Annotated in this window: 15 protein-coding genes; 1 reads left to right on the forward strand and 14 read right to left on the reverse strand. The window is 43.4% G+C overall.

Translation table 11 applies throughout. From position 1 onward, the window contains the following. Positions 1 to 168: 168 nt before the first annotated feature. The 5 genes from recG to ACP8HG_RS10375 all read right to left on the reverse strand — a co-directional run bounded on the left by recG (position 169) and on the right by ACP8HG_RS10375 (position 5,984). Positions 169 to 2,211, reverse strand: a complete 2,043-nt coding sequence (gene recG, locus ACP8HG_RS10355; protein ID WP_438298644.1) for an ATP-dependent DNA helicase RecG — start codon at positions 2,209 to 2,211, stop codon at positions 169 to 171. Beyond that, entirely contained in the window at positions 2,198 to 3,106 is a 909-nt protein-coding gene (sdaAA, locus tag ACP8HG_RS10360; RefSeq protein WP_186671272.1) for an L-serine ammonia-lyase, iron-sulfur-dependent, subunit alpha, read from the reverse strand. Before sdaAA ends, recG begins: the two co-directional genes overlap by 14 nt. Positions 3,107 to 3,134: 28 nt before the next feature. After that, positions 3,135 to 3,797, reverse strand: a complete 663-nt coding sequence (sdaAB, locus tag ACP8HG_RS10365; RefSeq protein ID WP_187045421.1) for an L-serine ammonia-lyase, iron-sulfur-dependent subunit beta — start codon at positions 3,795 to 3,797, stop codon at positions 3,135 to 3,137. Positions 3,798 to 3,935: 138 nt separating this feature from the next. Beyond that, a complete protein-coding gene (locus ACP8HG_RS10370; RefSeq protein ID WP_399628239.1) occupies positions 3,936 to 5,603 on the reverse strand; it encodes a DAK2 domain-containing protein in 1,668 nt (555 codons plus the stop codon). Between the two features lie 18 nt (positions 5,604 to 5,621). Further along, positions 5,622 to 5,984: an Asp23/Gls24 family envelope stress response protein gene (locus tag ACP8HG_RS10375; RefSeq protein WP_067211331.1), complete on the reverse strand. Its 363-nt coding sequence runs from the start codon at positions 5,982 to 5,984 to the stop codon at positions 5,622 to 5,624. A gap of 217 nt (positions 5,985 to 6,201) precedes the next feature. Here ACP8HG_RS10375 and rpmB point away from each other — a divergent pair, with 217 nt between their 5' ends. Next, the gene (rpmB, locus tag ACP8HG_RS10380) at positions 6,202 to 6,390 is read left to right on the forward strand and encodes a 50S ribosomal protein L28 (protein ID WP_067211334.1); all 189 of its coding nucleotides are present in this window, start codon (positions 6,202 to 6,204) and stop codon (positions 6,388 to 6,390) included. Positions 6,391 to 6,462: 72 nt separating this feature from the next. On the opposite strand, the gene spoVM is transcribed toward rpmB, so the two are convergent. The 9 genes from spoVM to def are packed head-to-tail and all read right to left on the reverse strand — an operon-like array spanning position 6,463 to position 14,480. Next, the gene (gene spoVM, locus ACP8HG_RS10385) at positions 6,463 to 6,609 is read right to left on the reverse strand and encodes a stage V sporulation protein SpoVM (RefSeq protein WP_418064629.1); all 147 of its coding nucleotides are present in this window, start codon (positions 6,607 to 6,609) and stop codon (positions 6,463 to 6,465) included. Between the two features lie 13 nt (positions 6,610 to 6,622). Beyond that, positions 6,623 to 7,276 carry a thiamine diphosphokinase gene (locus tag ACP8HG_RS10390; RefSeq protein WP_067211337.1) on the reverse strand — a complete coding sequence of 218 codons (654 nt, stop codon included), beginning with the start codon at positions 7,274 to 7,276 and terminating at the stop codon, positions 6,623 to 6,625. Next, a complete protein-coding gene (rpe, locus tag ACP8HG_RS10395; RefSeq protein WP_067214018.1) occupies positions 7,273 to 7,941 on the reverse strand; it encodes a ribulose-phosphate 3-epimerase in 669 nt (222 codons plus the stop codon). Before rpe ends, ACP8HG_RS10390 begins: the two co-directional genes overlap by 4 nt. Next, positions 7,934 to 8,827: a ribosome small subunit-dependent GTPase A gene (gene rsgA / locus ACP8HG_RS10400; RefSeq protein WP_187045423.1), complete on the reverse strand. Its 894-nt coding sequence runs from the start codon at positions 8,825 to 8,827 to the stop codon at positions 7,934 to 7,936. Before rsgA ends, rpe begins: the two co-directional genes overlap by 8 nt. Positions 8,828 to 8,855: 28 nt before the next feature. Next, positions 8,856 to 10,871 carry a Stk1 family PASTA domain-containing Ser/Thr kinase gene (gene pknB, locus ACP8HG_RS10405; protein WP_438298589.1) on the reverse strand — a complete coding sequence of 672 codons (2,016 nt, stop codon included), beginning with the start codon at positions 10,869 to 10,871 and terminating at the stop codon, positions 8,856 to 8,858. Then, on the reverse strand, positions 10,868 to 11,626 hold the full coding sequence (locus ACP8HG_RS10410; protein ID WP_067211345.1) for a Stp1/IreP family PP2C-type Ser/Thr phosphatase: 759 nt from the start codon (positions 11,624 to 11,626) through the stop codon (positions 10,868 to 10,870). The genes pknB and ACP8HG_RS10410 overlap by 4 nt, the downstream gene beginning before the upstream one ends. A 33-nt stretch (positions 11,627 to 11,659) precedes the next feature. Further along, positions 11,660 to 13,024: a 16S rRNA (cytosine(967)-C(5))-methyltransferase RsmB gene (gene rsmB, locus ACP8HG_RS10415; RefSeq protein WP_067211347.1), complete on the reverse strand. Its 1,365-nt coding sequence runs from the start codon at positions 13,022 to 13,024 to the stop codon at positions 11,660 to 11,662. Further along, positions 13,021 to 13,962: a methionyl-tRNA formyltransferase gene (fmt, locus tag ACP8HG_RS10420; protein ID WP_187045425.1), complete on the reverse strand. Its 942-nt coding sequence runs from the start codon at positions 13,960 to 13,962 to the stop codon at positions 13,021 to 13,023. Before fmt ends, rsmB begins: the two co-directional genes overlap by 4 nt. Then, positions 13,959 to 14,480 (reverse strand): peptide deformylase, encoded by a 522-nt coding sequence (def, locus tag ACP8HG_RS10425; protein WP_067211352.1) that lies wholly within the window; start codon positions 14,478 to 14,480, stop codon positions 13,959 to 13,961. Before def ends, fmt begins: the two co-directional genes overlap by 4 nt. Positions 14,481 to 14,525: the final 45 nt, after the last annotated feature.

Genomic DNA, 14,525 nt, shown 5'->3' on the forward strand with positions numbered 1-14,525 from the left:
CGGAAGCGCCTGTTTAACCCCGAAAAGCGCATGAAGCTGGACAGCACAGAAATGAGGAGACGACCGTTTTTAAGGAACGCAGCCTAAGTTCGCCGCATCGTGCGGCAATTAGGTGGGATGCTAGTTTAGTTCACCCTCCCAGCCGCATGACCGACATCCTGTAGACCCTCAATCAATCCTATCGCCACTAAGAGCACCCGACTCTTCAAGATGCGATCTCAGCATGCCGTATTCCTGATCTTCCCAAAAGTGAAGCGACTCTAATAGTTGTTCCGCGTCTTTCCTTGCCGTTTCGAGCGCCCTATAATCGTGGACGGGATCTGCTACTTTAAACTCAGGCATACCGCTTTGCTTTTTCCCAAAGAAATCGCCGGCACCTCTTAGTTCGAGGTCCTTTTCTGCTAAAACAAATCCATCATTCGTTTCTGTCATCGTTTGCATCCGCTCTTTTCCCTCTTCGGTTTTGGGATCAGCAAGCAGAACGCAATAGGATTGCTCGGCGCCCCGACCTACTCGCCCCCTCAGCTGATGGAGTTGAGCAAGTCCAAAGCGCGTCGCGTCGTAAATAAGCATGAACGTCGCATTTGGTACGTTGACTCCGACTTCAACGACAGTCGTCGACACTAGAACATCGATTTTACCTTCACTGAAATCGCGCATGATGGCATCTTTATCGTCCGAATGAAGACGGCCATGCATGAGACCGACTGTGTATTTACCACTAAAATGAGTCGAAAGCTGACTATGGACATCCACTGCATTTTGGACATCTAATTTGTCGGATTCCTCGATTAATGGACAAATAACATATGCCTGACGTCCGGCACTTAATTCATTTTCCATCTTCCGTAAAACTGGAAGAAGGGAATCCTCTTTCAACCAATGTGTTTCAATAAGTTTTCGGCCAGCCGGCAACTCATCGAGTATGGAGACATCCATTTCACCAAAAGCAGTAATAGCAAGCGTTCGTGGAATCGGAGTTGCAGTCATGAATAGAACATCAGGATTCAATCCTTTATCCCGTAAAACGCGCCGTTGTTCGACACCGAAACGATGCTGTTCATCCGTAATAACCAACCCAGGATTTTTAAAGATGACATCAGGTTGAATGAGGGCGTGCGTGCCGATAAGCAAATCCACTTCACCTGATTCAAGTTTTTCAAGCAAATCTCTTCTCGCCTTCGCCTTTGTAGATCCAGCGAGGAAAGCAACTGTAATGCCGTGCGGTTCAAGCCATTCTGCAAGCGTAGATGCGTGCTGTTCGGCAAGGATTTCTGTAGGTGCCATAAGGGCCCCCTGAAATCCTGCCGTGATAGCAGCATACAAAGCGATTGCCGCTACGACTGTCTTTCCGGAACCAACATCTCCCTGAAGGAGACGGTTCATCCTAGTCGGACTTTTTAGTTCCCCACATAATTCATTGACAACCCGCTTTTGAGCCCCTGTCAATTCAAATGGCAATGCTGCGATGAAAGTCTTCACTTTGGCAAGGTCATAGTCGATAGCTACACCTTTCTCCGCTTCTTTTCGTGCTTTCTTCATGCCCAGCATCTTCAGCTGGAACATGAGCAGTTCCTCATAGACAAAACGTCTTCTCGCATGTTTCACATCAGCAGGGCTTGTTGGAAAATGAATCATCTCAAGTCCATTTCCGATGGCTGGCAATCGATACATTTCACGAATATCAGCGGGTAGTGATTCTGCGTGCTGACCGACAGCTGCATCCAATGCACTTCGCATGAAGCGCCGAAATGTCTTCTGATGCATAACACCTTTCAAACTGTATACCGGCTCAAAATCAGCTTGATCTGTTTTTGGGCCGTCCTTGAAGTTGCTTACATTGATTACTTGCCTGCCCCGATCCCATTTCCCAGTAACTGTGACAATCGTCCCAAGTGACAAACGCTCTTTTAAGTAATGTTGATTGAAAAAAACCGCCTTCACAAGATGCCTTCCGGCAAGAAGACGGATTTGTAAACGGGATCTATTTTTCCCCAAGAAAAGAATGGAAGGCTGACTTTCGACCCTTCCTTCAATTGTGACTCGTTCATTATGCGGGGTTTCAGTCAAATCTTTTAACCTGAAGTCTTCATGACGGTACGGGAACGTCATGAAGAGGTCTTGAAGCGTTGAAACTCCAAGTGCCTCAAGCTGTTCGCCGGCCGCTTTTCCGACTCCTTTTATCGTCGTGACAGAATCATGAATTGACAGTGTCACTATCTACCTTATCCTTACCAAATATCTTCGCTTCAAGCGCTTTTCCGGTTGGCGTAGCAGCCAATCCGCCTTTAGCTGTTTCCCGTAACGCTGAAGGCATTGACTTACCTATTTTATGCATCGCTTCAATTACTTCATCTGTAGGAATACGGCTAACGACGCCTGCTAGTGCCATATCTGCTCCAACGAGTGCCTTTGCCGCTCCCATTGCATTCCGTTTCACACATGGTACTTCAACAAGTCCAGCAACCGGATCACAGACAAGACCTAACATATTCTTCATAACGATAGAAAATGCTTCTGCACTTTGTTGTGGAGTCCCGCCCGCCATTTCAACAATTGCAGCGGCTGCCATTGAACCTGCTGAACCTGTTTCCGCCTGGCATCCACCTGCTGCGCCTGATATCGATGCATTATTCGCAACGACAAACCCGAAAGCACCAGACGTAAATAAATAATTAATCATTTGTTCCCGTGTAGGATTCAATTTATTTTTCACCGCAAACAAAGTACCAGGTACGATTCCTGCTGCACCCGCTGTTGGCGTTGCACAAATCGTCCCCATTGCTGCGTTTACTTCATTCGTAGCGACTGCCTTACTGACAGCATCCATAACCACATCGCCGCAAAGAGATTTGCCTGATGCCATATATTTTTGAATAAGAACCGCATCGCCACCCGTAAGACCGGATGCTGAATGCACACCCTGCAATCCTCTTTCTACCGCCTTTTCCATCACCGTTAAGTTATTGTCCATCTGCGCGATGATTTCTTCTCTTGTACGTTTTGTTATAAGAATTTCTTGTTCAATCATGATTTCTGAAATAGGCTTGTTCTGCGACTCTGCAAGTGCAACAAGCTCTTTAACGTTACTAAATAAAACGTCCATCTATGTTTGCCTCCTATTTTACAGTTCTTTAGTTTGCCAATGTCGAAACTTGCGTTACATTCGGCAATGATTCCAACTCATTTATCAGTGCTGCGTCGATCATTTGATCAACTTCAATCACCATAAGGGCCATATCCCCTTTTTCTTTTCGGTCAACTTCCATATGTGCAATATTTATATTTAGTTTTGCAATTGCGTTGGAAACGCTTGCAATAACACCTGAACGGTCATTATGAACGATGAGAAGTGCGGGGTAATGCCCCGATAATCTAAGCGGGAATCCGTTAAGTTCAACAACTTCCATCGTTCCGCCACCTATAGAAATTCCAGTCAGCTCCATAACGCCCTCACTGTCCCCAATTACAAGACGGGCCGTGTTCGGATGTACCGCCTCTTCCTCTTCAGGAATAAATTCAAAAGTCAATCCAAGTTTCTCTGCATCAGCAAACGCAGACTTTATACGCTCATCGAATGTATCATAATCTAATAATCCACCAATAATTGCTACATCCGTACCGTGTCCTTTATACGTTTCTGCAAAAGAACCATAAAGATGAACCCGAGCCCATTCCGGCTGTCTGCCAAACAGTGTTCGTGCGACACGGCCGATTCTTGCAGCGCCGGCAGTATGTGAAGATGATGGCCCTATCATAACTGGTCCAATTATATCGAAAACTGATCTGAATTTCATAAACGCTACCCCCTCTTAATAAGCACGTACTGTTATTCATTTTACATGAGTTTTGCTTTAAAGACAAAAGATGTTGTTCCTTGTCGACGCAAGTAAAAAGCAGTGCGGCTTTTTACAGGCGCACTGCTCGTTACTAGTTTATTCAACTGAAATGATATAGGGATACAATGGTTGTTTTCCGTTATAAAGTTCAACTTCTGCGTGATCAAAGTTATCCTCTACATAACTTACGATTGCAGAAGCATCTTTCTCGCTAATGTCTTCACCATAAATAATTGTAACAATTTCATCATCTTCATCAATGATCGAGTTCAATAGTGTTTGCATGACATTTTCAAGTGAAGGCGCAGATGTAATAATCTTACCACCTGAAATACCCATGAAGTCGTCTTTTGTAATTTCCACCCCGTCAATCGATGTATCTCTTACTGCATGTGTAACTTGTCCCGTTTTCACGAACGATGCAGCCTCTGTCATCGCTGCGACGTTTACACTCACTTCCGCTTCCGGATTGAATGCAAGTATAGCAGCAAGTCCTTCGGGTACTGTTTTTGTAGGAACGACAGCTGCTTCAATACCGATCACATCGGCCGCTTGCTGTGCTGCCATAATGATGTTTTTGTTGTTAGGTAAAATGAGCACTCGTTCAGCACCGACTGCCTCAATTGCCTTGACAATATCTTCTGTCGATGGATTCATCGTCTGCCCGCCTTCAATAATGGCAGAGGCACCTACGCTTTTCAGTAATTCAGAAATACCTGCTCCCATAGCAACTGTTACGACCGCGTATGGATGTTTTACAACTTCTTTTTTCGCCGCATTTTGTACCGAATAATTTTCTCCGACGATTTCGAGATGCTGCTGACGCATATTTTCAATTTTAATTTTAATAAGGGAACCGAATTTCTGCCCGTAACTAAGTGCGTCACCCGGTTCTTCTGTATGGATATGTACTTTCGCAACTTCATCATCAGAAATAACAAGTAAAGAATCACCGAATTGACTCAATCCTTGGCGGAATTCGGATTCATCGTATGGACTCGTTTGCAGTTTATCATCCTCGAACTTCACCATGAATTCCGTGCAATATCCGAATTCAATGTCTGCCGTATTCATGAACCCTTGGACGCTGCGATGATGTTCCGCACTCACTAAGTCGTCCATGGAATCGACGATAGTTCTTGCTGGTAGTTCTTCACCTTTTAAGCATGCCAAGAAGCCTTCGTATACATAAACGAGACCTTGTCCACCACTATCAACAACTCCAACTTCCTTCAATACAGCTAATAAATCCGGTGTCCGCTCAAGTGATGCTTGTGCTTCTTTCACTATAGCTTCCATTACTTCAATAATGTCATCTGTAGTCGCAGCTTTTTCTACTCCGATAGTAGAGGCATCTTTTGCGACGGTTAAAATTGTTCCTTCAACAGGTTTCATAACCGCTTTATAGGCCGTTTCAACGCCATACTTCAAGGCACCTGCAAATTGTCCTCCATTGACAGTCGCTTCATTTTCAATCGCTTTCCCGAAACCACGGAATAACTGTGAAAGAATAACGCCGGAATTACCGCGCGCGCCCATCAGCAATCCTTTCGATAACGCTTGTGCAGTTTGACCGATATGGGCAACCGCATTTTCTTCAGTTTCCTTCGCTCCTGAAGTCATCGATAAATTCATATTCGTACCTGTATCACCATCAGGTACCGGAAAAACATTTAGTGAATCGACATAATCGGCATTTTGATAAAGATGATGTGCACCCAACTTTATCATTTCCGCAAATTTCAAACCATCTATGGTCTTCATAGAAATTATTTCCTCCTCTTACAGGTTCGTCACTCGGACTCCCTGGACAAAAATATTAACAGATTTCACAGTCATGCCGACTGTCTTTTTCAATGTATACTTCACTTTTGATTGTACTTGGTAGGCGACTTCTGAAATTTTAGTACCATATCCAACAATGATATACATATCGATATGCGTATCATCGCCAAGATTACGAACGATGACTCCCCGCGTGAAATTTTCTTTCCCTAGGATTTCAGTAAGGCCATCTCTTATCTGATGCCTTGAAGCCATTCCGACAATCCCATAACACTCGATAGCCGCCTCACCAACCACTTGGGTAATGACGTCATTCGTAATATCGATTTTGCCGTATTCATTCTTTACTTCGATTGACATGTGTAATACCCCCTGGATCCTTTTTCACTAACCCCATTGTACTATACCTGTTATAATAATAAAAGAAAGCGATTCTATGACTTTTAAACGTGTAAAGGCTTTTACCTTGAAAGATGTCACAAAAAAGGTTGCAACACGTTTACGCATATGATACATTATTATGGTATGCGAATAAAGAAGTAAATCACTTAATCAACATTCGCAAGGAGGTACTATTATGTCTAAAGAATGTGTTATTACAGGACGCAAAGCCCGTACAGGCAATGCACGCTCCCACGCAATGAACGCAACTCGTCGTTCATGGGGTGCGAACCTTCAAAAAGTCCGAATTCTCGTTAACGGTAAACCTAAACGTGTATGGGTCTCTGCTAGAGCCCTTAAATCAGGTAAAGTTCAACGTGTGTAAAGGACTGTAATTAAAGTTTAAGCGCCTTGGTATTTAAACTTTAAAGAAAATAAAACGCCGGGCTGAATTTCTTCAGCCCGACGTTTTTTCTTTTTTCCTTTTTTTATTCTTGGTGTTGCTCGCAGTAGCTTTCGGTGAATCATCCTTCTGGAAAACAACCATACACTTCCTTACAACTCCACTCACAAATTTCGGCATTGTGAAAGTATAAACTCGCAATTCCCCACTCCTTTCAGGAATCTGAACTCCTTACCATTAAGCATATGCCCTCATGGAACGATATAGTACAGACTTCTTCAGCCAGTTCATTACTTGTAAATAACGTCATGCCAGTTTCGAGCGTAGCATCTACCATTTCGAATTTGAAACCGGTAAGTGTAAGTCCACTAACTACCCCATTGAATGAAAAAAATGATATGTATTTAAAACGATCATCCGACGTCACTTGATAACTTCCAGGTGTAAGTATAAAAAGTTCATTCGTCCCATTACGAATCGAGAATGACGTATCGTTATGAGCTATTTGAAGCCGGTACAGAAGATGAAGGGCTGATTCCATATGATCCAGCCTCCCTCCTGTAACTCCCGTCAAAATGACACACTCTGGCCCGTAGGAAAGAGCACGATCTACTGCAAGTTCCGTATCAGTCTCATTTTTTTCCGAACGAAATCGTCCTATTATGCGGACTGCGGCGGCTATCTCATCGTATTCACTTTTCGAAACCGAATCAAAATCCCCCACTGCTTCAAGAGGAACAATACCTCTTTGCAACAAGTGAAGTGCACCTCTATCCGCTCCGATGAACACCGTATCTTTATGATGAAATTCCGTCAAGTCAGCTATTTCTGAATCGGGCCCGCCCGCACAAACGACTGCATACTTCATTTTCTTAGCGCACCTTCACCAGCAGCTTTTATCCGGCGTAAAGCTTCTGCACGATCAGGTGCATTGTAGATAGCTGATCCTGCAACTAAGATTGTAGCACCCGCTTCCACACACGGGATAATCGTTTCTTCATTAATGCCGCCATCGATTTCAATTTCAATCGGAAGTCCTCGCTCACGAATAATATCGGCTAGCTGTTTCACTTTCGGAACGACTGAATGAAGAAACTTCTGGCCACCGAATCCGGGATTGATTGTCATGATTAGGACTAAGTCAATTTCATCTAGAACATGAAGAATCGTTTCAATCGGTGTATGCGGATTCAAAACAACGCCCGATTTCACCCCGTGAGACTTAATCAGTTGCAATGTGCCGTGCAAATGAGGGCATGCCTCTACATGAACCGTAATATAATCAGCTCCGGCTTTTGCAAATTGTTCAATATACAGGTTTGGATTTTCAATCATTAAATGGACATCCAGCGGCAACTTCGTTACTGGTCGAAGTGCCTCAACAACAATCGCTCCCATTGTAATGTTCGGAACGAAATGTCCGTCCATGACATCGATATGGATTAGTGCAGCGCCCGCTGCTTCCACTTCTTTTACTTCTTCGGCAAGCTTTGAAAAGTCTGCTGCTAAAATTGAAGGTGCAATTTTAATCATGTTTTTCATACCTCGGCTTTCGGTCAAGTATTTCTTGCATGAACTGCAAGTAGTGATCATAGCGATGACGTGGAATTTCTCCAGTCTCTACCAACTCTTTTACTGCACACTTTGGTTCTTTCAAGTGCAAGCAACCTCTGAATCTACAGTTTGGCGCAACTTCATCCATATCTACAAAGTAATGAGACAATTCTTCTTTTTCGATATGATCGAATTCGAGAGAGCTGAAGCCTGGGGTATCCGCGACAAGACCACCTGATATCTCAAGCAACTCAACATGTCGCGTTGTATGTTTTCCGCGTCCAAGCGCTTCTGATATTACCCCTGTTTTCAATTCAAGCACAGGCAATACCGTGTTCAACAACGTTGATTTACCAACACCTGATTGCCCGGCAAGAACTGTAGTCTTGCCTTCAAAATAAGGTTTCAATAAGTCAGTCAGTTGAGGATCGTCAATAAAAGTCTCTATAACATCATAACCGATTTTCTTATAATACGCCGCTGATTCAGCTACCATTTTCAGTTCATCAGCATTCGCAAGATCCTTTTTCGTTAGGCAGATAATTGGTTTTACGTCGAACGATTCGACGACAACCAAAAACCTGTCTAATAGATAAAGGCTGAATGCCGGTTCCACTATGGAGAATACAAGCAACGCCTGGTGAACATTCGAGATTGGCGGACGGACAAGTTCATTGAACCGCTCATGGACTTCAGTGACTGTTGCATCATTATCTTCAACACGTACATAGGTCACGAAATCTCCAACCAGCGGATGAATACCACGGTTTCTAAATACTCCACGTCCTCGACATTGAATGATTTCTCCGTCATTTTCTACATAATAATACCCGCTGATTGCTTTTCTGATTTGTCCTTCTGGCATTCTTTCACCCCTTCTAATTAGAGTCACTCTAATTGACCAATTCTGCAATGATAGGTTTTGAATCGCGCGTAACCTTATATGACCCAGTCTGTCCTTCTTCCAAGTTAAATGAAATTGATCTTTCCGTCGTTTCTGTGATTGAAAACTCATCAAAAACATCCGTTATCTTATTATTTTTGTCTTGAATGTAAATTTTAATAAGTTGTGGGACTGGAGCAGGCTGTTCCACTACTCCCGAGTTGTCTCCATCATCCTCTCCATCACCTTCGTCACCATCTTCATCGCTAGGACTAGGGCTAGGCTCAATCACTTCAGGTACATACTCAATTGTCACCTTTTTGACAACGAACTTATCGGGTTTTTTCTCTGGACCTTTTGATACGACGACTTCGACTTTCCCACCTTTTACAATTTCTGTTTTCCCATTTGGTGTTTGCGAAATGACACTACCTTTAGGCACTGTTGAAGAATAATCTTCTCTCACTGTATTTATAGTTAAACCTGATGACTCTTCATAATCTTCCAGCCGGTCCTTGTCATATCCTCTTAGATCGTCAAGAATTTGCTTTTCTTGGCCTTTACTAACAGTAAACAGTAAATCGGTTTCACTGAGAATTACTTCCCCTGAATCTGGTTCTTGTCCAATGATTGTACCCTCTGGTTTATCAGAAAACTCTTCTATAGAATCAATCGACTTAAAAAGTGTATCGGCTAAAGAAGCCATAACTTTATCGGCATTTTCGCCAATATAATCGGCTAAGGTGCTTTTTTCTTTACCGGTACTAATATACAAGGTGATCTCGGAGTCAACACCCCGTTTCTTCCCTGCCTCGGGTATCGTTTTAATGGCTTCCCCTTCATCAACATCATCGGATTGCTGTTCCTCAGTTACAACCGTATTAAAGCCTGTGCTAGAGAGCACATCCCTAGCCTCCGTTTCTTCCATTCCAGCCACAGTCGGAATAACAGCCTTTTTAGGGCCAAATATACCTGGAATAAGGGACAACAAAAGTATCAGGATTGCAATGCCAGCAATTCCACCAACAATGAATGGCCATTTCTTGCGTTTTTTCGGTGGTGTTGGCGGCGGGGATTGTTCAATTGTTACTGGTTCGATCTTCTTAGTCGCTTCAACGCTATCAAATTTTGTAGTTTCACTAACGATTGGTATCGCGCGCGTGCGGTCATCATCGAACACAATTGCGAATCTCTTCTCATTTGCCCGTTCGGGTGACAGTACAGTTAGCAAATCATCATACATTTCATCTGCTGAATCATATCGATATGTAGCATCTTTCATAGTCGCCTTCAAAATAACATTTTCTAAACTTTGTGGAATTGAAGGGAATACCATTCTTACTGAGGGCGTCTCTTCTTGTAAATGCTTCAATGCAATCGCAACTGCAGTATCCGCTGTAAATGGCAATTCACCTGACAGTAATTCGTAAAGTACGATGCCTAATGAATAGATATCAGACTTTTTTGTCGCCATTCCGCCACGTGCTTGTTCGGGTGACAAGTAGTGAACCGTCCCAATGACTGAATTCGTTTTTGTATGTGCTGTTGCACTAAGTGCCATCGCGATACCAAAATCAGTAATTTTAACATTCTCATCCGAATCCATTAAAATATTCTGCGGTTTAACATCACGATGGACGATTCCATTATGATGAGCATTCGCAATTGCAGATACAATCTGTTGCATAATCGGCAAAGCTTGCTTAGGCGTCAAGGCCCCATTATCTTGGATAAACTTCTTCAAGGTTTGTCCTTCGATATATTCCATCACCAGGTAATGCAGTTCACCCTCTTCGCCCACATCGAATATATCAACAATGTGCGGGTGCGTCAGACTCGTTGCGGAAAGTGCTTCTCGTTTAAACCTTCTTTTCAATGCCTCTTCATTCGCAAAATCATAATTAAGAACCTTAATGGCAACATCGCGGTCCAGGATGACGTCATGTGCTAGATATACTTTTGACATGCCGCCGTCACCAATATTCCTTACAATTTCATAACGTCCACCTATTCTTGATCCAATCATGGATTAGTCGCCTCCACTTCAGTCGAGTCGATTAGAATTACGGAGATATTGTCTTCCCCGCCCATCTTGTTCGCTAAATCCACAAGTTCTTCCGTCTTTTCATGCAACGTAGCGTTTGATAGAACTATTTCACTCATCGATTGTTGACTTACTTTATTGCTCAGACCGTCTGTACAAATAAGCATATACATGCCCTCTTCTAACTCAAGCGAATAAAGATCGGGTACAATCGTTTTTTCAGAACCAACTGCTTTCATAATCCAGTTTCGTTGTGGATGAACTGCTGCCTCTTCCAAGGTAATTTCCCCACTGTCAAGAAGTGCATTTACGTAGGAATGGTCTCGTGTTACTTGCCGCACACCTTTCCCATCGATTGCGTAGACACGGCTATCACCAGTATGCGAAATAAGACAAGAACGTCCACGAATGAGAGCTACTTCAAGCGTCGTTCCCATTCCCTTATACGCTTCATTTTCGTTTGCATGTTTGTAAAGTATGTCATTTGCGAGAATGACCGCTTCCTGCAGCCACTGCGCCAACTTATCTTCTGCTTCAAACGTCGAACTATCAAGTTTCATGAATTGCTCGCCAATTACTCTGACTGCTGTCGAACTCGCGTAATCCCCCCCAAGGTGGCCACCCATACCGTCCGCTATCACGGCAAGCATAACGCCCTTTGGAAGTGTGTATACAGCCGCACTGTCTTCGTTGACCGTTCGTTTCTTGCCGATATCCGTCAAGACTTCAAATTGCAACGTCCATCCCACCTTTTGCCTCGAATTCTTAGCTCACTTACTTTTTTTCCGGAAAGCAGCAACAAAAAAGCCATCGCTGCCAAAGTGTTGCGGAAGTACTTGAAGCGTGTTATCTTCAATCGCCAATTTCTCGTTTCCAGTTAGTTGCGGTAAAGGGATTTTCTCCATATCCGTATGACGCACAAGGAATCGTTCAACCATTCCCTGGTTTTCGGCATACTCCACTGTACACGTACTATAGACAATAACCCCGTCAGATTTAATCAATTCACGAGCAGTATCTAGAAGGTCTGATTGTATCGACGTCAACGCATCGAAATCAGCTTGTGTTTTATTGTACTTAATTTCAGGCTTTCTACGGATGACACCAAGACCGCTACAAGGTGCGTCGACAAGAATACGATCGAATGAGGACAACTCGTATAGCTCAGTCAATTTCCTGCTGTCTCCACTCAATGCTTTGATTGACGTTAAGCCAAGGCGAGTCGCATTTGCTTCAATAAGTTTCAGTTTATGTTCATGTAAATCATGTGCAAAAACTTCACCTTTATCGTTCATTTTTTCAGCGATGTGGGTTGTTTTCCCACCAGGTGCCGCACACATATCGAGTACTTTCATACCTGGCGATAAATCAAGAGCAAGAACAGGTAGCATCGAACTTTCGTCTTGAATAGTGATAAGTCCTTTTTTATAGGCTTGCGTATTTGCAGGATTGCCACTATCTGAAATGATGCACTCCGGTACAACTTCGCCTTTTCTTACTTCAACACCTTCTGATTCGAGTAAAGCAATGACTTCGTCTGGCGTTGTTTTTGCTGTATTGACACGAATTGTCATCGCTGCTGGATGATTATTTTCATGTGCCATAATGGCCGCGTCTTCTTCACCAAATTGTTCATTCCAACGCTTAATCAACCATTCCGGATGACTCGTTTCGATAGAAGTTTTCAACGTACCATCTTGCATTTCATCAAGTGAACGGACACCTTTACGCAACACGGAGCGAAGAATACCATTTACAGTTGGTGCTATCCGTTTATGACCGCGTCTTTTCGCAATTTCAACTGCTTCGTGAACAACAGCATGCGGTGGGATTTTTGTTAAATAAACGATTTGATATAACGATAACCGAAGAAGCTCTCGAACCCAGCCATCCAATTTACCACGGACAAACGGCTCAAGATAATAATCGAGTGTCATGCGGTGTTGAAGTGTGCCATACGTCAATTCCGTTAACAAGCCACGATCTTTCGTTTCTATACCATACTTTTCAATTGTTCTATGCAGCAATAGATTGCTATAAGCTTGATGATCATTTATTTCCATCAATATTGAAAGAGCAGCGTCTCGGACGTTGCCATTCCATATTTTCTTTTTCGGTCTAGTATTTATATTCATTCAAAACGGTCCCCCTTACTCCATTTAGATCCGGTTCCGCGAATAAATTCACCCGCCGGCATCCGTTTTTTCCCGGCTGGTTGAAGATCCGTAAGTGCAACAGCGATGTCATCGCCCGCTTTTACAATAATACGATCACTATCGATTGCAATAATCGTTCCTGGTAACGCACTGTCAGTTGTATGGATTTTCTCACTCCACCAAATCTTGACGTTTTCACCTTGGAATGCGGTGTATGCAACTGGCCAAGGATGAAGTCCACGGATTTTATCGTAGATTGCCTTTCCACCTTTAGACCAGTCAATCCGTTCTTGTTCACGGGAGATGTTACGCGCGAACGTCACGAGTGATTCGTCTTGAACTGTTTGTTTATTTGTTTCGTTTAAAATAGAAGGCAATGTCTCTTTCAGTAGTGCCGTCCCTGCCACAGATAACGCAGTGAACATACTTCCTGTGTGATCCGTATCAGAAATAGGCACAATCACTTGTGAAATAATATCGCCTGCATCAAGTTTTTCGACCATATACATGATTGTGACGCCCGTTTCTGTTTCGCCATCCATGATTGCCTGGTGAATCGGCGCACCACCGCGATATTTAGGTAGTAAGGATGCGTGTACATTAATGCAACCGAGCCGAGGGACTTCTAGCAGTTCCTTCGGTAAAATCTGGCCAAATGCTGCAGTCACGATTAAATCTGGTTTAAGCGCAATAATTTCCTCAAGTTCAGCAGAACCTCTCAGTTTTTCAGGTTGAATAATCGGCAGTCCAAGCCGTAGTGCTTCAACTTTTACTGGAGGTGGTGTTAAGACCCTCTTTCGCCCGACTGGTCTGTCCGGCTGAGTGACAACTGCCACGATAGTATGCCCTTCATCAAAGAGCATTGTGAGGACAGATACCGAAAACTCTGGTGTTCCCATAAAGACAATCTTCGTCATTTCAGCTCACCCCCACCGCTTTCCCCTACTATCTCTGCTTCTTCTGTTTCTTCTAATTCAGACGGATCAACAACACGAATGATTTTCGAATCAAATAATACGCCATTTAAATGATCGATTTCATGAAGAATCGCACGTGCTTCATAATCTTCTGCTTCTAATTCATAAAGTGCGCCATTGCGTTCTTGCGCTTCAATGCGTACGAAAAATGGTCTTTCTACTTCGCCGAATAAATCCGGAAAACTTAGACAACCTTCTACTTCTATTTCGGATCCTCCGGTTGCTGTTACAACAGGATTGACCATCTCAATAACGTCTTGCCCTTCGCCCATATCGACAATCGCGACACGCACTGCTTCGCCAATTTGTGGTGCAGCGATTCCTATGCCATCCGCCGCCACCATTGTGTCGTACATATCATCTAGCAGTTTTGAAAGCTTCTTATCAAATTTCACTACTTCTTTACATTGTTGTTGAAGAACCGGAGCCGGATGCTTCACAATTTCACGTATTGCCAAATCTATTCCTCTTTTCTGTCTTGTTATCTAAGATGTAATTTAACC

Source organism: Sporosarcina sp. FA15 (genome assembly GCF_051550195.1).
GTDB classification, from domain to species: domain Bacteria; phylum Bacillota; class Bacilli; order Bacillales_A; family Planococcaceae; genus Sporosarcina; species Sporosarcina psychrophila.

Bases quoted from the DNA above. Each gene is read 5' to 3' on its own strand.
- pknB (WP_438298589.1), bottom strand. From the start codon at position 10,871: ATGATTGGATCAAGAATAGGTGGACGTTATGAAATTGTAAGGAATATT.
- rsmB (WP_067211347.1), bottom strand. From the start codon at position 13,024: ATGAATATAAATACTAGACCGAAAAAGAAAATATGGAATGGCAACGTC.
- ACP8HG_RS10370 (WP_399628239.1), bottom strand. From the start codon at position 5,603: ATGAAGACCATAGATGGTTTGAAATTTGCGGAAATGATAAAGTTGGGT.
- rsgA (WP_187045423.1), bottom strand. From the start codon at position 8,827: ATGCCAGAAGGACAAATCAGAAAAGCAATCAGCGGGTATTATTATGTA.
- sdaAB (WP_187045421.1), bottom strand. From the start codon at position 3,797: ATGAAATTCAGATCAGTTTTCGATATAATTGGACCAGTTATGATAGGG.
- ACP8HG_RS10375 (WP_067211331.1), bottom strand. From the start codon at position 5,984: ATGTCAATCGAAGTAAAGAATGAATACGGCAAAATCGATATTACGAAT.
- sdaAA (WP_186671272.1), bottom strand. From the start codon at position 3,106: ATGGACGTTTTATTTAGTAACGTTAAAGAGCTTGTTGCACTTGCAGAG.
- fmt (WP_187045425.1), bottom strand. From the start codon at position 13,962: ATGACGAAGATTGTCTTTATGGGAACACCAGAGTTTTCGGTATCTGTC.
- rpe (WP_067214018.1), bottom strand. From the start codon at position 7,941: ATGATTAAAATTGCACCTTCAATTTTAGCAGCAGACTTTTCAAAGCTT.
- ACP8HG_RS10390 (WP_067211337.1), bottom strand. From the start codon at position 7,276: ATGAAGTATGCAGTCGTTTGTGCGGGCGGGCCCGATTCAGAAATAGCT.
- rpmB (WP_067211334.1), top strand. From the start codon at position 6,202: ATGTCTAAAGAATGTGTTATTACAGGACGCAAAGCCCGTACAGGCAAT.